This is a genomic window from Acinetobacter dispersus (assembly GCF_009884975.1).
GTDB classification, from domain to species: Bacteria; Pseudomonadota; Gammaproteobacteria; order Pseudomonadales; family Moraxellaceae; genus Acinetobacter; species Acinetobacter dispersus.
Genome location: NZ_CP041970.1, coordinates 2,428,798 through 2,450,210, shown reverse-complemented (window position 1 = coordinate 2,450,210; position 21,413 = coordinate 2,428,798). Strand labels below are relative to the sequence as shown.

Below are 21,413 nucleotides of genomic sequence, written 5' to 3'. Positions count from 1 at the left end.
ATCTTTCGTATGAGAAAGGGAAATGCAAGAAAATAGATGGATTGATTATGAGAATGCTTGAGTTCTCACATTCATGGAATATGAAAAACAGGGTTTGACTGATCAAAAGGCAAACCTGCGGATCATACAAGTTAAAAACCTGAATGTGAATCATCAGTTCAAAATATAGGTATTTATTAAATAAATATTGGGTGGAAATTTAAAATACTTCCATTAGAATCCAAATTTCTACAAAGAATACTCCTGGGGGAAACATTGCTATTTGCGATGTTTACTTAAGAAAAACTAGCTTGAGGAACGCTCATGCAGATCGGAATCCCAACCGAAACTGTTGCAGGTGAAAGTCGTGTAGCGGCAACACCAGAGACAGTTAAGAAGTTGATTAACGCAGGTCATAGTATTGTCATTCAACGTGGTGCTGGTGTTAAAGCTGCATACATTGACAGTGCTTATGAACAAGTTGGCGCAACCATTACGGACGATGCTTATACAGGCAGCCAAATTATTTTGAAGGTACGTGCCCCTAAAGGCGATGAAATTCAAAAACTTGCGGCGAATACTACTGTCATAGCAATGTTTGACCCTTACCGCAATCCAGAACTAGATCAGTTTGCTAATCAGCAAGTATCTGCTTTTGCTCTAGAATTACTTCCGCGTACGCTTTCTCGCGCACAAAATATGGACGTACTTTCTTCTCAAGCAAACTTGGCAGGTTATAAGTCTGTATTGTTAGCTGCGGCTGAATATCAACGTATGTTCCCAATGTTAATGACGGCTGCAGGTACTGTTAAACCAGCACGTGTTGTGATTATGGGTGTTGGTGTTGCGGGTCTTCAAGCGATTGCGACTGCGAAACGTTTAGGTGCAGTGGTAGAAGCAACTGACTTACGTCCAACAGCAAAAGAGCAGGTTGAATCTTTAGGCGGTAAGTGGCTCGATGTGCCAATGTCCGATGAAGAAAAACAACGTGCTGCTGAAGCTGCGAAAAGCGGCTATGGTTGGCAGCCGGGTGAGCAATACATCAAAGATCAAGCTGCGATTGTAGATAAAGCGGTATCAAATGCTGACATCGTAATCACCACTGCATTGATTCCGGGTCGTAATGCTCCGCGTTTAATTAAAGCTGAAACCGTTGCCAAAATGAAACCGGGTTCTGTCATTTTAGATATGGCAGTAGAAACGGGTGGTAACGTTGAAGGTTCTAAAGAAGGCGAAACAGTCACAACTGAAAATGGCGTGAAAATTTTGGGTATTCCAAACATCCCAGCCACAGTTGCAACTGAAGCATCTGCATTGTATGCACGTAACGTTTTTAACTTCCTTGAGACATTATTTGACAAAGACAAAGGCTTTGCGATCAATCAAGAAGAAGAAATCCAAAAAGCGTTACTCGTGACTCATGGCGGTCAAGTACTGCTCAAGCGCGGTTAAGGAGAGTTCTCATGGTTGAAACGATTACAATTTTCGTCCTTGCCATCTTCGTTGGTTATTACGTGGTGTGGGGTGTAACACCTGCATTACATACACCATTAATGGCAGTAACTAATGCGTTGTCTTCAATTATTGTGGTTGGCGCGATGATCCAAACAGTGGGTATGCCAGCGATTGGTGTAGATGCTAATGTTGCATTCCAAAGTGTAAACGTGGTGAGTATCCTTGGTGCGATTGCTGTGTTCTTGGCAAGTATCAATATCTTCGGTGGCTTTGCTGTAACTGCTCGTATGCTTGAAATGTTCAAGCCGAAGCAAAAGAAAAAAGAGGGTTAAGCAATGGAATTCATTCGAGACTATGCGGATTGGTTCTACCTGATTGGTGCTGTCCTCTTTATCTTAACTTTACGTGGCTTGTCTGGTCCTAAGACTGCAATTGCAGGTAACCGCTACGGTATGATCGCAATGGCGATTGCTGTAGTAACCACCTTCTTTGTTGCTGAACATCCTGTTGTTTGGATGATCGGTGGTGCAATGGTATTGGGTGCTGTCGTTGGTATCGCACGTGCGAAAACAGTGCCCATGACACAAATGCCTGAGACTGTTGCGTTGATGCACTCTCTCGTGGGGTTGGCTGCGGTATTGATTGCAATTGCGGCGATTCTGCATAACAACCAACTCAATGTTTTATTTGAACAAAATGAGGCTGCGTTAACAGCTGCTGGTGTTCAACATGCACATATGAGTTCAGTTCATTTATTTGAATTGTTTGTGGGCTGCTTCGTGGGTGCGATCACATTTACTGCATCTGTATTTGCTTACGGTAAATTGGCTGCGAAGAAATGGGCAAAAACAATTTCTGGTGCATGGGTTAAACCAGTTCAAGCAACCATCTTTATTGCGATGCTTGCATGTGGTTTCTATTTTTTCACCACGGGTAACATGACTGCATTCTGGGCAATGACAGCACTTGCACTTGCATTTGGCTGGGTATGGATTGCACCAGTCGGTGGTGGTGATATGCCAGTTGTGGTATCACTTTTGAACTCATTCTCTGGTTGGGCTGCGGCAGGTATTGGTTTCACACTTGAAAACAATATGTTGATCGTTGCAGGTTCGCTTGTAGGTTCTTCTGGTGCGATTCTTTCTTACATCATGTGTAAGGCGATGAACCGTTCAATCATCAACGTTTTGTTTGGTGGTGCAATGGGCGGAGCGGCAGTTGCATCAGCAGATAAAGGTGAGCAAGTTCAACGTAACCATCGTTCTGGTTCAGCAGATGACGCAGGCTTCTTGATGTCAAATGCAGACAGCGTTGTGATTGTACCGGGTTATGGTATGGCGCAAGGTCGTGCACAGAATGCGGTTAAAGAGTTATGTGAAATCTTGAAAGAGCAGGGTGTAAAAGTTCGCTTTGCGATTCACCCAGTTGCTGGTCGTATGCCTGGTCACATGAACGTATTGTTAGCTGAGGCAGATGTTGCTTATGAAGACATCTTGGAAATGGATGAGATCAACTCAGATTTCCCTGCAACAGACGTGGTGCTTGTTATTGGTGCAAACGACGTTGTGAACCCCGCGGCGAAAGACGATCCGACTTCACCGATTTATGGTATGCCGATTCTTGAAGCGCATAAAGCACGTACCATCATGGTGATCAAGCGCTCTATGGCGACAGGTTATGCTGGCTTAGACAATGACTTGTTCTACAATGAAAAAACTATGATGATCTTTGGTGATGCTAAGAAAGTTGTGGAAGATATGACCAAAGCAATCAATGGTGGCGGTCACTAATCTGACCTCAATCAGGATTGTAAAAGCCACCCTCGGGGTGGCTTTTTTATTTGGTTTATTTTTTAAAGAAACTTTTCGACCAATTGTATAGATTGTTGATATAGATCACGTGCCAATTGCTGATTTTTGGCATGTGAAGATTTCCAGTCAGGCATATGCGCACTGACATACTCTCCATTACGGTTTGCCCATTCATCGCCAATCGCCATTTTGCTGATTAGATTTGCAGGAACAGAAGTGGGGACCAAACCTAATTTCATGGCAGCGTAGACAGGTTTAGGCAGATCGCGATAAATATCCGAAGCAACACCACCTGGATGTAATGCATTATTGGTGACGGAGCTACCTGCTAGTTGTTCTGCTAATGCATTACTGAACAGTAAATTTGCAAGTTTGGATTGTCCATAATAAAACAGTGGATTATAAAAACCTTCTGCACGGAACTTATTGGGTTTGATTGAGCCAGCCCAGTGTGCAATCGAGGCTAAATGCACAATACGTGCTTGGGGAGATTGTTTTAAAACGGGAAGCAGTTTTTGGGTCAATAGAAAATGCCCCAGATAATTGACGCCAAATTGTTGCTCAAAACCATCAGCAGTCAGTTGCTTGGTTTTGGCAAATAGACCTGCATTGTTGATCAACACATCTAGATTGCCATAACGATCTGCGATTTCATCAGCTGCTTTTCGAGTGAGTTCAAGGCTGTTGAGGTCGAGGGAGATGAGATCGACTTGCCCTTGATCGAGTGCACGTAATTTGTTTTGTGCTTGTTCTGCCTTCTGAGGGTTTCGGCAGGCCAGAATCACGTGTTGCCCTTGTTTAACCAACTGTTCTGCTGTGGCAAAACCAATGCCTGTATTGGCGCCTGTAATCAGTATTTTCACTTCCTGTACTCCAGTTATGCTATTTATTGGTGGGATTGCAAGAATCTGTATAGTGCTGCAATTTTGACAATTTGTCATGTCAAATTTATAGGTGGGAGATGATTGGTATTTGCTAGTCCTTAGATAGCAAAGATGTTGTTTTTGGGGATTATATTTTTTTAATGGGTTTCAGAATTGAACGTTAGTCGAAATAAGTATTTTCGGGTAATTTTTGTAGTAACTCAAAAAATTGGTGGATTTGTGTTTCTGTAACACGAGCTGTAGAAATCGGTGGTAATTCATCCTTAGCAAAGAAACCCACCTCAGAGGTCTCGATGCTTGGCTTGAGTTCACCACCAATCAGTTCACACCAGAAGAACGCTTTATAGACATGCAGAAACATAGCGGGGTGAGGGTGCTTTCTTCGGTCTGTGAGCGCGAGGAGTTTAACCGCTTTTACTTCTAATCCTGTTTCTTCAAGAACTTCTTTTTCCGCATTTTCGGCAGCGGAATATCCTACGTCTGCCCAGCCTCCTGGAATAGACCATAAGCCGTCCTGTGTTTCTTTGGCTAATAGAAGTTTATTGTCTTTAAATACAACAGCACGGACATCTATTTTGGGTGTTGCATAGCCAATATCTTGTAGTACGTTTGGGATAAAATGAGAGGTATCAATTTCTTTTAATTCAATCAGGGTACGGACGTGGTCAAGTAGTTGCTGATAACGCTCTTTATCGTATACATCTTTGCTGTAGTACAAACCTGATTGCGCTAATCCTGTAATCTTGTTGAGTGTTTCAATCCATTCAGTTGAATCTTTCATATTATTTTTAGTTGTGATTAAGCAGAGGGTTTAATACTAGCATTGCTATTAAATTTTACAACGAGCAACAGGGGGTAAGCATTGAGTCGGCTTATGCTTGCTTATGTTTAGATCTCTTTTGATTGATGTATGTCGTATAAAAAAGCGACCTATTCGGTCGCTTTTTTTGAGAGCTTTACGCTACAGATTCGGGTGCACGCCATAAGCTTTCTAAGTCGTAGAACTTACGCGCGGTTGGTAACATTACATGTACCACAACAAAACCGAGGTCGATTAAGATCCACTCAGCGTCGCGTTCACCTTCGACACCGATTGGGCGGAAACCTGCTTTACGTGCTTCATCAGCAACATTGTCTGCAAGGGCTTTGACATGACGAGTCGATGTACCGCTTGCAATCACAATTGCATCGGCAACATTGCTAATCGTACTTACGTCAAGTTCAAGAATATCTTTGGCTTTTACATCAGTGAGAGCTTCATGTACAACTTTTAGGCAAGCTTGTACATCTTTGTTCGCTGTTTTGATTTTTAGGTCGTGAGAATTAGAAGCGCTGGGCGATGGTTCTAAATTCATAGAGGGTATATTTTCCTGACAATTGCTCATTGTCAAATATACCGTTTTTCTCTAAAAAGTTCAAATTTTAGCAGTAACAGTTTATGTATTCACATCATTGGAAAAGTACTTCTTTTTCCATGCAAAAGATTGATCTGACTCAGTTTTTGGTCTGTATTCAGCTGCAATGAGACCCCGATAGTCACTTTGTGCTAACCAGTCAAAGATCTGTTTATACGGGATATTTCCTGTATCTGGCTCATTGCGGCCCGGACAGTCGGCAAATTGAATATGCCCAATTTGATGTAAATTTTCTTGTAGACCTGCCAAAACATCTTCACCCATCATGGCCATGTGATAACAGTCATACTGCATTTTGAGCGCAGGATGGTTGACCGCTTCTAGCATTTCTTGCGCTTGAGCAATGTTCTGAACCAAAAAGCGTGGCATATCGGTGCCATTAATCATTTCTAAAACAGGTTCAATACCTTGTTCGGTTAACATATGACAAGCAAGCTTTAGATTATTTGATAGGGTATTAAGACAAGGGAGTAGATCAGCATCAAGTGGCTGTTTACCTGCCAGAATATTCACACGTGGAACATTTAATGCATTTGCATAGTTAATGGCCAGTTCAAGGGCCTGATGAAACTCGACTTCACGACCAGGTACACCCGCAAGCCCATTGCCGCCTTGCATTAAATCGCCTGCAGGAACGTTAATCAGACAGAGAGATAAATTGTATTGTTCAAGTTGGGTTCGAATATCAATAATATCGAGTTCATAAGGAAATTGAATTTCCACATGCTGAAAACCGTGAGCTTGTGCTAAGGCAAAACGCTCGATTAAAGGGACCTCAGTGAAGATCATTGATAAATTGACTGCAAGATGGCTCATGTTCGGACTCCCTGAATCAATAGATCCTATTTATTGTTCTATAATTTTGATGATAGTCGCTAAATCCTTCTCAGCAAAGCCATTTTCTTGGTGAGCTTGTAACTGTAATAGAGCTTTTTGTGCCACAGGTATCTTTAAGTTAAAACTTTGTGCCAGAAGTAATGCATTGTTTAAATCTTTTGATAGGGTTTGCACCTTCCACTGTACTGGCTCAAAAGTATGTGTTGCCATACGAGGAGCGAGAATTTGAAAGGGTTTAGAGTCGGCAAAACCACCTGCGAGTGCAGGAGCAAGTAAAGTCGTATCCACACCTGCTTGGTCTGCAAGAGCGACTGCTTCGGCAATGAGCGTGCTATTAGCTGCAACAATCAATTGATTGCAGATCTTGGTGGCTTGCCCTGTGCCTGACTCTCCCATACGAGTAACACGCTGTGATAGCACATTGTAAATTGGGTTCAGTTGCTGGATGGTCTCAGCATCTCCACCCGCAAAAATAACCAATGTACCTTGCTCAGCTCCCATGGTTCCGCCTGATACAGGGGAGTCAATCCATGTGACCTGTTGTTGTTGAGCAGACTGAGCCAATTGTTGCGTTGCTGAGACTGATAAGCTGGAGAAATCAACGATGATCTGTTCAGCTTTCAAATACGGTTGAATTTGGGCGAAAACATTTTGCACCGCTTGATCATCGGCTAAACACGCCAAAATAACAGGATAGCTTCCGATGTCATTTAGCTCTAAGTGTAATGCACCTTGTTGTTGTAGAGGTTCACATGCAAGTGGGCTACGATTCCAGACCGCGACAGGATAACCTGCTTGTAATAGTCGGCTGGCCATACGTGTGCCCATTAAACCCATACCTAGAAATGCGATTGGTGTTTGTTGATTAACATGCATGTGAATATACCCAGATTGTGATTATTTATATTGACGTGGTAGGAATTGAACCTCTGGATTCTTGTCCTTTTTACGCGCAAGACTGCTGTTTTTACCTAAGAGTAGCTTGAGCTGCCAAAGTTTTTCTAAGCGTAAAGCTTTTTCGGGTTGGTGTTCCATCGCATCTAACACACGTTTGGCCGCCATAATGGCATCTGGTGAACGCTGTAAAATTTCTTCGGCAATGATGTTCGCTTTCGCTAATGGATCATTGTCTAAATGGGTGACTAGACCAATTTGTTTGGCGTATTCAGCATCAAAGATACGTGCAGTTAAGGTCAATTCTTTGGCTAAATCAACGCCAATCAGTCCTTTTAATGAGCGTGTTAGCCCCATATCGGGTACAAGGCCCCAGCGACTTTCCATAATTGACATTTGTGTGCTTGGCGTCGCAATACGAATATCGGCTGCGAGTGCGAGCTGCATACCCGCACCAAAGCAATAGCCTTCGATTGCTGCAATCACAGGGATCGGTAGGTTTTGCCAGATCAGGAACGCTTTTTGAAACAGACTTTGCCCTGGTTTGATCAGTTCCCAAGCGGCAAAAGCGGTATTTTTAGGATTGTTTAAATCAGACAGGTCGATGCCTGCACTAAAGACTTGTGCTTCACCTGTGAGAATGACACAGCGGATTGAACGATCTTTTTCAATTTTTTTAGCAGTTGCCACCAGCTCTTTGAGTAATGCAAAACTCATTGCATTACGTTTGTCAGGTCGGTTTAGGGAAACTGTTGCAATTCCATTGTTCTTTTCAACGCGTAAAAGTGCCATCTGCCTTACTCTTATTGTGTTTGATGAGGCAGCATAGCACGAGTCTTTAGGTTGAAACATGACAGGGCAGTCACAAAAAAGCCTGCCTGTATTTTAATCATTGATTATCCAATATACCAACGTACAGTCTTAGGAATCATGGGCATGTAGGATTAAGTTGGCGGCCTGTCTCACTTGTTCAATTGCCGTGCTGAGTTCATTGAAACGATGCGTGGTTTCACGAATAAACACATCATCCGCTTTACGACGTTCTTTGCGTAAGGTCGAGACAAATTGTTCAAACTCACCTGAGACTTGCTGTAAGTTTGGGGTGCCAACATAACGGGTTGCGCCATAAAGACGATGTAGGACATGCTCGAGTTGTGGAAAATCTTCCATCTCAATCAGTTGCTGCATTTCCGCTAGTTCCGTATCGAAACTATCCACCAGCATATTTAATAAATCTTGTGCTAGATCTTCTTTGTTAGCTGCAAGTTGCACGCTTTGTTGCCAATTCAGGATTTGAGGATCAATTGATTCAATTGGCCGCTTAGGTTCAATGCTCGCAGGTTGGGCACTGAAGTTATTTTTGGTCCAATGCGTCAGAATCTGAATGATTTGCTCCATTTGAATCGGCTTGGTCACATAATCATTCATACCAACTTTGAGCAGTTTCTGCTTTTCATCGGCTAGAGCATGTGCTGTGAGTGCAATAATTGGCAGTTGCATTCCATTATCGAGCGTTGATTCTAACGAGCGAATGGCGCGCGTGGTATCAATCCCTGACATCACTGGCATTTGAATATCCATAAATACCAAATCAAACGGCGGCGATTTTTGTTCGATTCGCTCTTGAATAATGTCGATGGCCTTTTGTCCACTTAAGGCTTTGGTGGTGGTGACATTGAGCTCGCCAAGTAAGGCTTCAAGTACAATCAAATTAGGCAGATGATCATCCACAGCCAAGATGTGTAAACCTTGGCCATTAAAGTCTTCTGGTTCTTGCTCAAAAATAGGCTCATTGCCGAGTAACTGGACTAACTCACGACGACTTAACGGTTGATATAGTGGGCGAGCACGATATTCATTGAGCATGTTCGGCTCAAGACTCATCTGGTAGCCATAAACGGCTAAGTTGCCATGATAGCGTTGACGAATTTCTTTGAGTAAGGCCTCTGTATCACCACTATGATCTACAATTAGCCACGTATTTTCCTGCTGGTTCAGGTGATTTAAACGGCTGAATAGATCCAGAATCGACTGTGTTTCAATATGTGAAACATGATAATTCTCGAGGTATGAACGTAGTACGCTGGCCGTTGCTGGATGGGCAAGATACGACACCACTTGTAAATGATCGAAACGAGGGTGTTCAACAAACTCATCTTGTTCTTCAACTTTAAATGAAGCCGTGAACCAGAAGGTTGAACCTTTCTCTGTTGGCGCACGTTCTTGGTTATCTTCAAAGCCAATTTGACCGTGCATCAAATGTACCAGCTGTTTGGAAATCGCTAAACCAAGTCCTGTACCACCAAATTGACGGGTGACTGAAGCATCACCCTGAGAGAATGATTCAAATAACTTTTTACGATCTGTACCACTCAGACCAATACCGCTGTCTTGGACACTAAAATGCAGTAGGCATTGTCCGATCTCATCATCTTCCATACGTACACGGACAATGATTTCCCCATCAGGAGTGAATTTGATCGCATTGGAGATTAGATTGGTCAGAATCTGTTTAAAGCGTAAGGCGTCACCCACCACATGTTTTGGAATATTCTCTGCATAATAGAAAGCCATATTGATATGTTTTTGTGCCGCCAAAGGCGAGAGCATATCCATCACATCGAAAATGGCTTCTTCAAGGTCAAATGGGGCGGTTTCGAGTTCGAGTTTACCGGCATCAATTTTAGAGAAATCTAATACATCATTGATCAGTGCCAATAAGTGTGCAGATGATTTTCGGATGGTTTGCAAATAAAGGTTTTGCTCATTACTCAGATTCTGCTGACGCAGCAGTAAATGAATAAAGCCATCAATACTGTTCAATGGTGTTCTAAGTTCATGGCTGATATTGGCTAAAAACACCGACTTGGATTGGTTGGATGAAATCGCTTGGTCACGTGCCTGACGATAGGTAATGTTCTGAACTTCTAAGGTGTCTAGTGTTCGACGTAAATCTTCTTCAGTTTGTTCGGTATGTTCTTTTAATTCTAAAAAACTAAAGTGCAGACGTTTTACCACATTAGCAATATCACGTTGCAGCAAACGCAGTTCACCCGTACTGTTCACTACGATATGCTGGTCTAGTGTATCGGCATTTAAGCGTTGCATCTGCATGCGGATTTCGTATAGTGGTGCGAGCCAGCGACGCGAAAAGACATTTAAACAGAACAGTAAAATGAGTAAGGTGAGCAGTCCAGTCACCACCAACGAAAGTAGAATTTTATAGCGAGCAAGTTCAAGTGGTTGATTGTCTAATTCAATCATTAACCAAACAGAGTTGGGGTTGCCACTGTCCAGCTTGGAGCCATAGATGCTGTTGTGGTTGTGGGCAATTGGCCCAAAGAAATTACTATTTTCTGGGAAGTTTGGCCAAAAACGGTTGTTTTGATAGCCAACACTTAAATAAGTTTGTCCGCGGGTATCAATGAGCACAGCGCGCTGTAAATTTTTTTCATCAAACATTTTTTGCATGATGTTTTGGGCACGATCATATTGATCAGGCTGTTCTTGTACTAAGCGTAATAAATCATTTGCGGTTTGATGGTAGCGCGCCAAAATCGCCGAAGCATCCGAACGTTGTTGTGATTTTGCGGAGCTGGTGGTTTCGGATAAAACCCAAAGAATTCCAACGCCTGTCAAAATGGCAATCGGCACCAAAATCAGTGCAATCAATTGCCCATAAGCATGATTGAGGCGTAAGCGTTTCGATATGGTCTTATTGAAATTTGACATAGTACGGTCAGATTTATCATTCTGCGCAACATCTTAGCACGCTTTGTGAAAATCAAGGACATCTGCTTGCCAATAAAAAGCATAGTGAAAAGGTGCAGTATCTCTATTTTTTTCATACAATAGGCGCCACCTTGATATCGGTGTCGATCATGACGAATACGCAAACTGATTTTTTAGCAGATGATTTTTTACTGGATTACTATGTCGGTAAAACCCCTTTGGTGCGTTTGCAGCGTTTAGCGTGTCATACCCAAGCCACGGTATTAGCAAAATTAGAAGGCAATAATCCTGCAGGTTCGGTCAAAGACCGTCCAGCTTATAACATGATTGTGCAAGCGGAAAAACGTGGCCAAATTCAACCGGGCGATACTTTGATCGAAGCGACCAGTGGCAACACCGGTATTGCTTTGGCGATGGTTGCAGCAATGCGCGGCTATAAAATGAAGCTGATCATGCCGAACAACATGAGTCAGGAACGTAAAGATGCAATGTTGGCTTATGGTGCTGAGCTGATTGAAGTCACGCAGCAACAAGGAATGGAAGGTGCCCGAGACCTTGCTTTGCAAATGCAGGCGGAAGGCAAAGGCTTTGTACTGAATCAGTTTGGTAACCCTGATAATGTAGAAGCGCATTACCTAACGACTGGTCCTGAGATCTGGAAGCAAACAGGTGGGAAAATTACTCACTTTGTCAGCTCAATGGGTACCACAGGGACGATTATGGGCGTCTCTAAATATTTGAAAGAACAAAATCCAGATATTCAGATTGTCGGCTTACAACCTTCTGATGGTTCAAGCATTGCTGGGATTCGCCGTTGGCCTGAAGAATATTTGCCGACGATTTTTGATCGCAGTCGTGTAGACCGTATTATCGATATTCCACAGATTGAAGCAGAAAAAACCATGCGTAAACTGGCACGTACGGAAGGTATCAGTGCGGGGACATCTTCAGGTGGTGCGGTTTGGGCATCAATTAAAATTGCTGAAGAAAATCCTGATGCGGTGATTGTCTGCATTATTTGTGATCGTGGGGATCGTTACTTATCTACGGGATTATTCTCAGTACAAGATTAGAATCTCCCCGAAACCCCTTCTTTTTAAAAGAGGGGGGAACTCCTCCCTTTATAAATAAAAGGAGGTTGGGAGGGATTTGAAGAGATTTTAAGATGAATTTACGTTTTCCGATTTTAGTTTTTGATATTGAAACACTGACTGATATAAAAGCTGGTGCACATCTTTATCATCTTGATCTGCCTGAAAGCGATGTTGAACAAGCGTTGACCAAAATTCGTCGTCAAGAGTCAGGGATGGATTTTCAACGCTTACCATTACATGAAATCGTTTGTATTTCAGGGTTGTGGATCGATGAAAAAGGCTTTCGCCTGTTTTCATTTAGTCAGGAACAAAACACCGAAGCTGAGATGTTAACCAAGTTCCTGTCTATTTTTGATAAGAAACAACCGACCTTGGTCAGTTGGAATGGTTCACAATTTGATTTGCCTGTGATCCTATTCCGGGCCATGTATCATGGTCTTTCGGCACCAAGTTTATTTGATCAAGGCGAAATTGATCAGCAAAAGCGTTTTAATAACTATCAAAACCGTTATCACCATCGTCATGTTGACCTGATGGATGTAATGGCGATGTTTAATGGTCGCAATTTTCAAAAACTGGATGATATTGCTTGTTTGCTTGGTTTTCCTGGGAAAAGAGGCGAGTCTGGCTATCATGTGCCAGAATATGTTCGTACGGAACAGTGGTTGAAATTGACCAGCTATTGCGAAGGTGATGTGCTGAATACATGGCTGGTTTATTTACGCTGGCTGTTGCTCAAAGGGCAGCTCAATCAACACGATCATCAGCATTTGGTTCAATCGACGATTGATTATTTACAAACGCAAACCCAACAAACAGAATTCTTACAGGTATGGCAGCAGTCATCGCAATATACTGTATTCACCGCAGATACTTTTGCGCCAAAAAATTAGGTTCATCTTTTGAAACACAAAGCCAAACAACGTCCAGCTCAATATCCAACTTATACCTTTCAGATTGAAGCTTTTTCACATGAGGGGCGTGGTATTGCGCACTATGGAACGCACCCAGATCATCCTAAAGAAAAGCAGGGCAAGAAAGTTTTTATTCGTTATGCCTTGGTAGGTGAGACGGTACAAGCCAAGATCACCAATCAGACCACACGTTTAGAAGAAGCAGATATGATCTCGCTTGCGAGTGAGGCTGCGCAGGAACGTGTCGATCCGATTTGTCCGCATTTTGGTGTGTGTGGCGGTTGTAGTCTGCAACATATTCATCCTGACCAACAGATTTTACTTAAACAGAATGTTTTAAAATCCCATTTGCAGCATTTTGCAGGTCTGCAACCCGAGCAATGGTTGGATCCAATTCGTTCTGTCAAAGCTGATTACCGCCGCCGTGCCCGAATTGGGGTGCGTTATATGGCTAAACAGGATCGTTTGGTGATGGGGTTTCGTGAGCATCATAGCAATCATTTGACTGCCATTCAGCAGTGTAAAGTATTGGATCAAAGTTTATCCGAAACTTTACCAGAATTGAAAAAACTACTCGAAAGTCTAACAGGCAAGGCGCATATTGGTCATATAGAATTGGCGATGGGAGACCATGAGGTTGCATTGCTGATTCGTCATTTAGATGAATTAAATGTGTCGGATGTCAACCAATTACGTCAATTTACGTTACTCAAAGGATGGCAGTTGTATTTGCAACCTAAAGGTGGAGAAAGTTTACATCGCGTAGATGATTCACAAGCTCCAATGCGTTTGCATTACAGTTTGGACGATTTTGACGTCAAATTTGCGTTTTCACCTTTAGACTTTACCCAAGTCAATAGTGGCGTAAACGCACAAATGATTCAGTTGGCATGTGAATTGCTTCAATTACAGGAAGGGGAAAGAGTGCTTGACCTATTCTGTGGGTTAGGTAATTTTTCTCTACCAATTGCACGTTGTGTGGGGGAGACAGGTCAAGTGGTCGGTGTTGAGGCGAGTGATGAGATGGTGCAACGGGCAACTGAAAATGCGAAAGCGAATCAATTGTCACAGGCAGTATTCTTTTCACAAGATTTAACAAAAGACTTTTCGCATCATTCTTGGGCGAAGCAAGGATTTGATGCATTATTAATTGATCCTCCACGATCAGGTGCATTTGAAGTCATGCAATATGTACCAAAGTTTGGAGCAAAAAGAATCGTTTATGTTTCATGTAACCCATCAACACTGGCAAGGGATGCAGGTGTACTGGCACAATATGGCTATCAATTGAAGAAAGCTGCGGTAATGGACATGTTTACGCATACTGAACATGTTGAATCGATTGCCCTGTTTGAAAAAATTGGTCGGCTTGAAAAAATCGAAGAGATAAACGATTAAAAAATGAGTTACATATCCAGAGGAGAAAGGTATGGTCACAGTACGTGAGCAGTTACCTGGACGACTCCAAGAGTTGTCTGAGGAAGCGACTGTAGAACATGCCGCTGAAGCGCAAAGTAGTCTAGTGTCTTGGCTAGATCGAGTGCGTGGTATTTTGGATGGGGCTGAGCTGAAACAACTTCAACAAGTTGCAGAGCTTACCTTAGCAAAAGAATTACAAGCGACGGTGAATCATCGTATCAATACCTTTAGTACAGGGATTGGTATGGCGGATATTTTGGCCCATTTACGTGTTGATGAAGACACGCTTTCAGCGGCGGTGTTATATCGTAGTGTACGTGAGGGATTAATCACCTTAGAAGATATTCAACAACAGTTTGGCGAGCAAGTTTTGGCGTTGGTCCAAGGCACTCTTGCAATGGGTAAACTGTCAGAGTTGATTGAAAAGAATAAACGCCTCGAAGATCATTTTAATAATAACCAGCGCGAGCACTTAAATGGCATTTATAAAATGCTGATTTCAGTGACCGAAGATGTTCGTGTTGTTTTGATCAAATTGGCAGAGCGGACCTATGCTTTACGTGAGTTGGCGACAGCAAGCAAAGAGCGTCAAGAGCGTGTGGCACGCGAAATTCTCACCATTTATTCTCCATTGGCACACCGTTTAGGCATTGCCCAGCTCAAGTGGGAATTGGAAGATCTTGCCTTTCGTTATTTAGCACCAGAACGTTATAAAGAAATTGCATCTTTATTGAATGAAAAGCGTTTGGAGCGTGAGCAATATATTCAGTTTGTGATTGATAAACTCAAAACTGAACTGGGTGAATACGACATTCAAGCTGAAATCACTGGCCGAGTGAAGCACATTTATTCGATTTATCGAAAAATGAAAAGCAAGAACCTCAGCTTCGACCAGCTTTATGATATTCGTGCAGTGCGTGTGTTGGTGAAAAGTGTCCCTGATTGTTATCACGCATTGGGGATTGTGCATCAGTTATGGCGTCACATTCCGAACCAGTTTGATGACTATGTCACTAATCCAAAAGCAAACGGTTATCGCTCATTGCATACTGCTGTGATTGCTGAGAATAAGTCTTTAGAAGTACAAATCCGTACCTTTGAGATGCATAACGAAGCAGAGCTTGGGGTATGTTCGCACTTTAACTATAAAGAAGGTGCCAAGAATACCGATCATTCCTTTAATGATCGTTTACATTCATTACGTGCTGTACTTGAGCATTATCAAGAGCGTACTGAGACTACACCGCACGGTGAAGATGAAGAGTCGAATGGTATTGATCAAATTCAAGATTTTGAGAATTTTGAAAAGATCTATGTGTTTAGTCGTGATGGTGACATCAAGGAGTTGCCACGTGGTTCAACCGTTCTTGACTTTGCGTATCATGTGCATACCGAGGTGGGGAACAAGTGCTATGCGGCACGGGTAAACCAACGTTATGTGCCTTTAACCTACACTTTAAAGACAGGTGAGCAGGTTGAGATTTTAACCAAGAAAGACCGTGAACCGAACCGTGACTGGTTGGTGAACTCTCTGGGTTATATCAAAACAGCACGTGCGCGTGACAAGTTACGTCATTGGTTTAGACAGCAGGATCGTAGCAAGAACGTTGAAGTTGGACGTGAGCTTCTGACTAAAGAGTTGGCGCGTTTAGCAATTCACCCAAAAAGTATTGATCTCAAAGATTATTCATCTCATTTCAACCTGAAATCGGGTGATGACATTTTGGTTGCATTGGTCAGCGGTGATGTCAGTCTGCATGCTTTGATGAATCAAGTGAATCGTCAGATGCACTTGGATCAAGACGAACCTGAACTGGTGTTAAAACCTGCCTTAAATCCACGTGCCAGCCATACGTTATCGGCACATGGGATTTTGATTGATGGTTTGGATAATGTTGAGCTACATATTGCGCAATGTTGTCAGCCCGTACATGGTGAGTCGATCGGTGGTTATATCACCTTGAATCGTGGTGTGAGCATTCATAAGGTTGCGTGTCCTGACTACTTACGGATGACCACTCAAGAACCTGAGCGTGCTGTTGAAGCTGATTGGGAAATGCAGCCAACGCGTGGTCAGAGTGTGCAGATCGTGGTGGAAGCTTATGATCGTCGTGGTTTACTGAAAGATCTGACACAGGTGATTTTCTCAGACCAAATCAATATTCGTCAGGTCAATACGATTTCTGAGGCAGATGGTATCGCCAATATGAAGTTGTTGATTGAAGTAAAAGGCTTGGCACAACTGTCTCGTTTATTGGCTCGTTTAGAGCAACAACCAGGCATTATCAGTGCAAGACGTTTGGTTCAAGGAAGCTAATTTCATCATATTTCTGAAAGGATGATCATACGATGCCTCGTGCAAAGTTAATATCTACGAAAGGAATATATTTAGATGCGGTTATTGAGGTTGATCAACAGATATATCATGTATTTGATGAATTTAGCCTCAGTGGTCGTGAAAATAAAGAACAGAGCTGTTTTGACTTCAAGTGGTCAATAGAATGCTCCGATGATGAAAGTTGGGATGAAATATTTACCAATAACGCTGAACAGAAGTATGGTTTAGTGCATCTTAGTGGTTGGACTTATCATGCATTTGGTCAAATTGTTGGGATTAATCCCGTTGTAGTGGATTGCAAGGTTTTACGGGTTGAAGATGTTATTGTTTCAAGTGATGAGCTGCTTGTTGGTGAATGGGTTCGATTCACGATTAGCCGTTTAGGTTGTTTTAGCAATTAACGATTCAATTTATTAAAAAGAGGCTTTAATTCATTTAAAGCCTCTTTTTTTTAGCGTTTCGCTAAAAAGATATTGGTGAGTCGATTTAAAAACTGTGGGCTAATACTGGACAGTTGATACATCAATTTGGTTTTTATCCCAACAGGTGTGTGGGTCGGGATTAGGGCATGGTCTTTTTGTTGTGCCAAATGCAGTACCTGTTTCGCCACATCGGCAGGGGTTAAATCCACACCAATATTTTGAATACTACCCGCATCCATGTCTTTCACCATATTGGTTTGTACAAATAGCGGCATGACGTCTAAGACTCGAATATTGTATTTTTGCCATTCGACGTCCAAGGCTTCCGTTAAACCGCGAACTGCAAATTTGCTGGCAGAGTAAGATGCTAAATCAGCTTGACCATAAATCGCAGATGCTGAAGAAAGGTTGATAACACGTGCAAATTGAGCTTGTTGCAGATGAGGCAAGGCTGCATGACAACCATTCAAAACACCTTTAACGTTAATATCAATGGTACGGTGATGTGATTGAATTGGGGTATTTTCAAACGCACCTGAATAGAGAATCCCTGCATTATTGACCAAGATATTTAGTTCACCAGCCCAGCTTTTAAATTCCTGTAGTGCGATCTGCCATTGACGGTGATTGCTTACATCAAGATAGCCTGCTTTGGCGTTATCTCCCAATTGTTCAGCTAAGACTTGAGCTTGTTCTTCGTTGATATCATAGATACCAACTTTGAAACCTTTTTGGTGAAATAAACGTGCGATTTCAGCACCAATTCCTTGTGCGGCCCCACTAATAAAAACACTATATTGCATTACTTTCCCTTGCTTTATATTGATAATTTTTGCGTGCGTGTATATTACGCATATGCAGCTTGGTGCTGCAACAATTTGCTTGTTTGGGTTTGGAGATCATCATGGAAAAATTATTGGCAATCATGCAAGAACTAAGACAAAAGTGCCCATGGGATCAACAGCAAACCCCAGAAAGTTTGACGCGATATGCCATTGAAGAGGCTTATGAAGTTGAGGATGCAATTCGTTCGGGTGATATCGATGAGATTCGTAATGAGCTTGGTGATTTATTGTTGCAAGTGGTGTTTCAATCTCAAATGTTTGATGAAAAAGGATTATTTAATTTTCAGGATGTGGTAAATGCGATCAGTGAAAAATTGATTCGTCGTCATCCGCATGTTTTTGAGGCAGAAAAATATCAAAATCTAAGGCCTGAGCAAGTGAGTGAGTTGTGGAAACAAATCAAACAACAAGAAAAACAAGGTAAAGTACAGTCAAGGCTAGATGAGATTAAACATGCGCCTGCACTGGTACAGGCACATGAAATTCAGAGCAAGGCAGCACAACTCGGCTTTGATTTTGAAACTGTTGAAGATGCTTATGGCAAGTTAGATGAGGAGTTATGTGAATTACAGCAAGCGCTAAGAAATCAAAATGCTGCTGAAATTCAAGAAGAGTTTGGGGATTGTTTGTTCTCTTTGATTAATGTGGGTCGTAAGCTTGGTGTCTCAAGTGAAACTGCATTGCTGGCAACGATTCATAAATTTAGAAGCCGTTTCGCCTTTATTGAGCAACAGGCGGTAGAACAACAGAAAGACTTGCAAGAAATGAGTTTGGCAGAAATGGATGAACTATGGGAGCAAGCAAAAAGACAATTAAAAACGCAGGAGAGGAACAATGACATTGCCGCAGTTAAGCAGCAAACATAAGATCTTTTTAGTGATGCTTTTGTGCGTGGGGTGTATTTCACATCTCAACGCACAGCAGTTTGATCAATCTTATCAGCAATGGAAAGCACAGCAGCAGGTACGTGATCAGCAATTGGCGAATCAGCAGAACAATAACTATTATTTATCTCGCCCTACACAACAGCAAAATTCTAAACAAGTTTCATCATCTGTAAATATTCAAGGCGGTAAAATTAGCTTAAACCAAACGAACTTACAGCAATTACAGACACTCAGTGGCGTTGGTGAAAAAAAGGCGCAAGCGATTATGGAATATCGCCAAAAAAATGGTGCTTTTAAAAGTATAGATGAGTTGATGAACATAAAAGGTATTGGACCAAAACTGCTTGAGAAAAACAGAGCAAGGCTCATGTTATAACTAAGAAAGTGAGATGTGGTTGTTAATTTCGCATACAGATCTGTTGAAACTACAACAGAATAAATTGCCCTTTGTGTGTGTTAGAGCTATGATTAGCGACAAATTGTTATTTACGTCCTGACGTAGGAGACAGTGTCTTTTGCAAACTTTGCGTGCGTCAAAATGTGGTTTATCCACAACTCAACTCCCTTCCTCAATTTTAGATGTGATTGATAGTCTGACGAAAGCAGGCTACGAGGCATATATTGTGGGTGGTGGTGTTCGAGACATGATGTTAGGTCTTAATCCAAAGGATTTTGACGCGGTTACTAATGCTACACCAGCCCAAGTCAAAGAGGTTTTTGGTCGACGTTGCCGAATTATCGGACGGCGTTTTGAGTTAGCACATGTATATTCTGGTCGCGAACTGATTGAGGTTGCGACATTCCGTGCCCCACCAAAAAAAGCAGTCACCAGTGCCTCTGGTATGATTCTTCGAGATAATAACTGGGGAACGATTGAGCAAGATTTTGCTCGTCGAGATTTTTCGATCAATACCTTGTATTACCAGCCACGAAAAGGTGTCGTACTTGATTTCTGCCATGCGGTAGATGATATCAATACGCGTACCCTACGTTTCCTTGGTGAACCTGCACAGCGTTTTGAAGAAGATCCTGTACGCATGTTGCGTGCTTTGCGCTTTGCCGCAAAATTGAATTTTCAAATTGATCAATCCATTCTAGATGTTTTTGATGCAGATATGACGCAACTGTTGCGTGATGTCTCGCCACATCGTTTATACGATGAGTCACAAAAATTATTTACCATGGGGCATTTGACCCGTGTACTACCAATGTTGATTGAGTTTGGTGTCTGGAAGCAATTGTTTGCCGAAATCCCACCGAATCTCACTGCATTTATTGAGCGTGCGGCAAGAAATACCGATCAACGAATTCAAATTGGTAAAACCATTAACCCTGCATTTTTCTATGCAGTGTTGTTGTGGAAGCCATTTTTAGAGCGTTGTGATTTTTATTTAAACAAAGGTGTTGTTCCTGCAGAAGCACGTGCTCAAGCAGGACTTGATGTGCTTAAGCGTCAGGCAACCCGAACCATTATCCCTCGTTTTGCTGAAACCTTTATTCGTGAAGTTTGGGAGATGCAAACGCGGTTACTGAATCCAAAACCACAGCAGATTGAAGCATTGGCAGGGCATGCACGTTTCCGTGCAGGATTCGACTTTTTGTTACTGCGTGAGAAATCAGGTGATAGCAGTACTGAAGGTATGGGTGTTTGGTGGGAAGCCTACCAAGAAATGACCACAGACCAAAAAGAAGCTGTGATTCGTCAATACAACCGTCAACGTAGTAAGACACGTCGTAAAGCAGCTGAGGTGGATGAGCCGAAGACTACTGAAATTGAGCCTTTGGTCAATGTGCCTGAGCCAAGAAGTCGTCGAGCTAAAAAAGAGCGTGTGCGAGCGGATGAGTCCGCCAGTCGTTTTATTGAGAAAGCATCTTCGACTTCAGGTCAAATCAATGCAGATCATCCGATTCTCAAGCGTAAACGTGTACAACGTGATCTTAGCCAAGTGGTTTTTGGGCCAACGCAATGACCATTCGTACCTATATTGGTCTAGGCAGTAACTTAGGCGATTCGCAGCAGATTTTGAGTGAAGCTGTTGCGAAGCTCGCGACCTTGGGAGCTGTACAGGTATCGCGACTATATCAAAGTCCGCCGATGGGGCCGCAAGATCAACCCAACTATTTAAATGCCGTTGTTCAACTTGACACCACGCTAGCACCACTTGCTTTACTTGATCAATTACAACAATTTGAGCAAGAGTCTGGGCGTGTCCGTTTGCGCCGTTGGGGAGAGCGTACCCTTGATCTGGATTTACTGATCTATGGTCAAGAGCAGATTCAAAATGAACGTTTAACCGTGCCACACATTGGTCTGTTGGAACGTGATTTTGTGATCCTTCCCTTATTAGATTTAGATGCTCATTTACAATTGAATGGTCATTCTTTAAAAGATTTAGAACTGGTACAGCAAGCAAACTTGACTGTAATAGCAGACCAGTCTTGGGCAACCGCTTAAGACTGTTTCGTTCTGGAAACGCCTGTAGAGGA

The 21,413-nt window shown here is 42.4% G+C and carries 20 protein-coding genes; 12 read left to right on the top strand and 8 right to left on the bottom strand.

Going from position 1 to position 21,413, the window contains the following annotated elements; all coding sequences use genetic code 11:
• Positions 1-303 precede the first annotated feature (303 nt).
• Genes FPL17_RS11190 through FPL17_RS11180 form a run of 3 tightly spaced genes read left to right on the top strand, consistent with a single transcriptional unit; the run spans position 304 to position 3,224 of the window.
• Positions 304-1,431 (top strand): Re/Si-specific NAD(P)(+) transhydrogenase subunit alpha, encoded by a 1,128-nt coding sequence (locus FPL17_RS11190; protein WP_159885093.1) that lies wholly within the window; start codon positions 304-306, stop codon positions 1,429-1,431.
• 11 nt (positions 1,432-1,442) lie between these two features.
• The gene (locus FPL17_RS11185; RefSeq protein WP_004655717.1) at positions 1,443-1,766 is read left to right on the top strand and encodes a proton-translocating transhydrogenase family protein; all 324 of its coding nucleotides are present in this window, start codon (positions 1,443-1,445) and stop codon (positions 1,764-1,766) included.
• A gap of 3 nt (positions 1,767-1,769) precedes the next feature.
• Entirely contained in the window at positions 1,770-3,224 is a 1,455-nt protein-coding gene (locus FPL17_RS11180; RefSeq protein WP_005184817.1) for an NAD(P)(+) transhydrogenase (Re/Si-specific) subunit beta, read from the top strand.
• Between the two features lie 62 nt (positions 3,225-3,286).
• Here FPL17_RS11180 and FPL17_RS11175 read toward each other — a convergent pair whose 3' ends face one another.
• From FPL17_RS11175 to FPL17_RS11145, 7 genes are all read right to left on the bottom strand, one after another.
• Positions 3,287-4,108: an SDR family NAD(P)-dependent oxidoreductase gene (locus tag FPL17_RS11175; protein ID WP_159885091.1), complete on the bottom strand. Its 822-nt coding sequence runs from the start codon at positions 4,106-4,108 to the stop codon at positions 3,287-3,289.
• A gap of 181 nt (positions 4,109-4,289) precedes the next feature.
• A complete protein-coding gene (locus tag FPL17_RS11170; RefSeq protein WP_159885089.1) occupies positions 4,290-4,910 on the bottom strand; it encodes an NUDIX hydrolase in 621 nt (206 codons plus the stop codon).
• A gap of 175 nt (positions 4,911-5,085) precedes the next feature.
• Positions 5,086-5,484 carry a ribosome silencing factor gene (rsfS, locus tag FPL17_RS11165; RefSeq protein ID WP_004774663.1) on the bottom strand — a complete coding sequence of 133 codons (399 nt, stop codon included), beginning with the start codon at positions 5,482-5,484 and terminating at the stop codon, positions 5,086-5,088.
• 81 nt (positions 5,485-5,565) lie between these two features.
• A complete protein-coding gene (locus tag FPL17_RS11160) occupies positions 5,566-6,360 on the bottom strand; it encodes a hydroxypyruvate isomerase family protein (protein WP_159885087.1) in 795 nt (264 codons plus the stop codon).
• 30 nt (positions 6,361-6,390) lie between these two features.
• On the bottom strand, positions 6,391-7,257 hold the full coding sequence (locus FPL17_RS11155; protein ID WP_159885085.1) for an NAD(P)-dependent oxidoreductase: 867 nt from the start codon (positions 7,255-7,257) through the stop codon (positions 6,391-6,393).
• A 21-nt stretch (positions 7,258-7,278) separates the two neighbouring features.
• Positions 7,279-8,067: a crotonase/enoyl-CoA hydratase family protein gene (locus tag FPL17_RS11150; RefSeq protein WP_004655703.1), complete on the bottom strand. Its 789-nt coding sequence runs from the start codon at positions 8,065-8,067 to the stop codon at positions 7,279-7,281.
• A gap of 129 nt (positions 8,068-8,196) precedes the next feature.
• The gene (locus FPL17_RS11145; RefSeq protein WP_159885083.1) at positions 8,197-11,007 is read right to left on the bottom strand and encodes a GacS-like sensor histidine kinase; all 2,811 of its coding nucleotides are present in this window, start codon (positions 11,005-11,007) and stop codon (positions 8,197-8,199) included.
• Between the two features lie 149 nt (positions 11,008-11,156).
• Here FPL17_RS11145 and cysM point away from each other — a divergent pair, with 149 nt between their 5' ends.
• The 5 genes from cysM to FPL17_RS11120 all read left to right on the top strand — a co-directional run bounded on the left by cysM (position 11,157) and on the right by FPL17_RS11120 (position 17,173).
• Positions 11,157-12,080 carry a cysteine synthase CysM gene (cysM, locus tag FPL17_RS11140; RefSeq protein ID WP_005184808.1) on the top strand — a complete coding sequence of 308 codons (924 nt, stop codon included), beginning with the start codon at positions 11,157-11,159 and terminating at the stop codon, positions 12,078-12,080.
• Positions 12,081-12,172: 92 nt separating this feature from the next.
• Entirely contained in the window at positions 12,173-12,994 is an 822-nt protein-coding gene (locus FPL17_RS11135) for a 3'-5' exonuclease (protein ID WP_005184806.1), read from the top strand.
• Positions 12,995-13,003: 9 nt separating this feature from the next.
• Positions 13,004-14,413: a 23S rRNA (uracil(1939)-C(5))-methyltransferase RlmD gene (gene rlmD / locus FPL17_RS11130; RefSeq protein ID WP_159885081.1), complete on the top strand. Its 1,410-nt coding sequence runs from the start codon at positions 13,004-13,006 to the stop codon at positions 14,411-14,413.
• A gap of 31 nt (positions 14,414-14,444) precedes the next feature.
• Positions 14,445-16,751 (top strand): RelA/SpoT family protein, encoded by a 2,307-nt coding sequence (locus FPL17_RS11125; protein WP_005184802.1) that lies wholly within the window; start codon positions 14,445-14,447, stop codon positions 16,749-16,751.
• A gap of 32 nt (positions 16,752-16,783) precedes the next feature.
• Positions 16,784-17,173 carry a hypothetical protein gene (locus FPL17_RS11120; protein ID WP_005184800.1) on the top strand — a complete coding sequence of 130 codons (390 nt, stop codon included), beginning with the start codon at positions 16,784-16,786 and terminating at the stop codon, positions 17,171-17,173.
• A gap of 50 nt (positions 17,174-17,223) precedes the next feature.
• Here FPL17_RS11120 and FPL17_RS11115 read toward each other — a convergent pair whose 3' ends face one another.
• Positions 17,224-17,997, bottom strand: coding sequence for an SDR family oxidoreductase (locus FPL17_RS11115; protein WP_159885072.1), 774 nt, complete (start codon positions 17,995-17,997; stop codon positions 17,224-17,226).
• A 101-nt stretch (positions 17,998-18,098) separates the two neighbouring features.
• Between FPL17_RS11115 and mazG the strand changes: the two genes are divergently transcribed.
• From mazG to folK, 4 genes are all read left to right on the top strand, one after another.
• Positions 18,099-18,905 carry a nucleoside triphosphate pyrophosphohydrolase gene (gene mazG / locus FPL17_RS11110; protein WP_159885070.1) on the top strand — a complete coding sequence of 269 codons (807 nt, stop codon included), beginning with the start codon at positions 18,099-18,101 and terminating at the stop codon, positions 18,903-18,905.
• Positions 18,874-19,302, top strand: coding sequence for a ComEA family DNA-binding protein (locus tag FPL17_RS11105; protein ID WP_159885068.1), 429 nt, complete (start codon positions 18,874-18,876; stop codon positions 19,300-19,302). The genes mazG and FPL17_RS11105 overlap by 32 nt, the downstream gene beginning before the upstream one ends.
• A gap of 139 nt (positions 19,303-19,441) precedes the next feature.
• Positions 19,442-20,896 carry a polynucleotide adenylyltransferase PcnB gene (pcnB, locus tag FPL17_RS11100; RefSeq protein WP_159885066.1) on the top strand — a complete coding sequence of 485 codons (1,455 nt, stop codon included), beginning with the start codon at positions 19,442-19,444 and terminating at the stop codon, positions 20,894-20,896.
• On the top strand, positions 20,893-21,381 hold the full coding sequence (folK, locus tag FPL17_RS11095) for a 2-amino-4-hydroxy-6-hydroxymethyldihydropteridine diphosphokinase (RefSeq protein WP_159885064.1): 489 nt from the start codon (positions 20,893-20,895) through the stop codon (positions 21,379-21,381). Before pcnB ends, folK begins: the two co-directional genes overlap by 4 nt.
• Positions 21,382-21,413: the final 32 nt, after the last annotated feature.

Bases quoted from the DNA above. Each gene is read 5' to 3' on its own strand.
- FPL17_RS11120 (WP_005184800.1), top strand. From the start codon at position 16,784: ATGCCTCGTGCAAAGTTAATATCTACGAAAGGAATATATTTAGATGCG.
- rsfS (WP_004774663.1), bottom strand. From the start codon at position 5,484: ATGAATTTAGAACCATCGCCCAGCGCTTCTAATTCTCACGACCTAAAA.
- mazG (WP_159885070.1), top strand. From the start codon at position 18,099: ATGGAAAAATTATTGGCAATCATGCAAGAACTAAGACAAAAGTGCCCA.
- FPL17_RS11160 (WP_159885087.1), bottom strand. From the start codon at position 6,360: ATGAGCCATCTTGCAGTCAATTTATCAATGATCTTCACTGAGGTCCCT.
- FPL17_RS11185 (WP_004655717.1), top strand. From the start codon at position 1,443: ATGGTTGAAACGATTACAATTTTCGTCCTTGCCATCTTCGTTGGTTAT.
- FPL17_RS11180 (WP_005184817.1), top strand. From the start codon at position 1,770: ATGGAATTCATTCGAGACTATGCGGATTGGTTCTACCTGATTGGTGCT.
- FPL17_RS11125 (WP_005184802.1), top strand. From the start codon at position 14,445: ATGGTCACAGTACGTGAGCAGTTACCTGGACGACTCCAAGAGTTGTCT.
- FPL17_RS11155 (WP_159885085.1), bottom strand. From the start codon at position 7,257: ATGCATGTTAATCAACAAACACCAATCGCATTTCTAGGTATGGGTTTA.
- FPL17_RS11190 (WP_159885093.1), top strand. From the start codon at position 304: ATGCAGATCGGAATCCCAACCGAAACTGTTGCAGGTGAAAGTCGTGTA.
- FPL17_RS11145 (WP_159885083.1), bottom strand. From the start codon at position 11,007: ATGTCAAATTTCAATAAGACCATATCGAAACGCTTACGCCTCAATCAT.
- cysM (WP_005184808.1), top strand. From the start codon at position 11,157: ATGACGAATACGCAAACTGATTTTTTAGCAGATGATTTTTTACTGGAT.
- FPL17_RS11150 (WP_004655703.1), bottom strand. From the start codon at position 8,067: ATGGCACTTTTACGCGTTGAAAAGAACAATGGAATTGCAACAGTTTCC.
- folK (WP_159885064.1), top strand. From the start codon at position 20,893: ATGACCATTCGTACCTATATTGGTCTAGGCAGTAACTTAGGCGATTCG.
- FPL17_RS11105 (WP_159885068.1), top strand. From the start codon at position 18,874: ATGACATTGCCGCAGTTAAGCAGCAAACATAAGATCTTTTTAGTGATG.
- FPL17_RS11135 (WP_005184806.1), top strand. From the start codon at position 12,173: ATGAATTTACGTTTTCCGATTTTAGTTTTTGATATTGAAACACTGACT.
- FPL17_RS11115 (WP_159885072.1), bottom strand. From the start codon at position 17,997: ATGCAATATAGTGTTTTTATTAGTGGGGCCGCACAAGGAATTGGTGCT.
- FPL17_RS11170 (WP_159885089.1), bottom strand. From the start codon at position 4,910: ATGAAAGATTCAACTGAATGGATTGAAACACTCAACAAGATTACAGGA.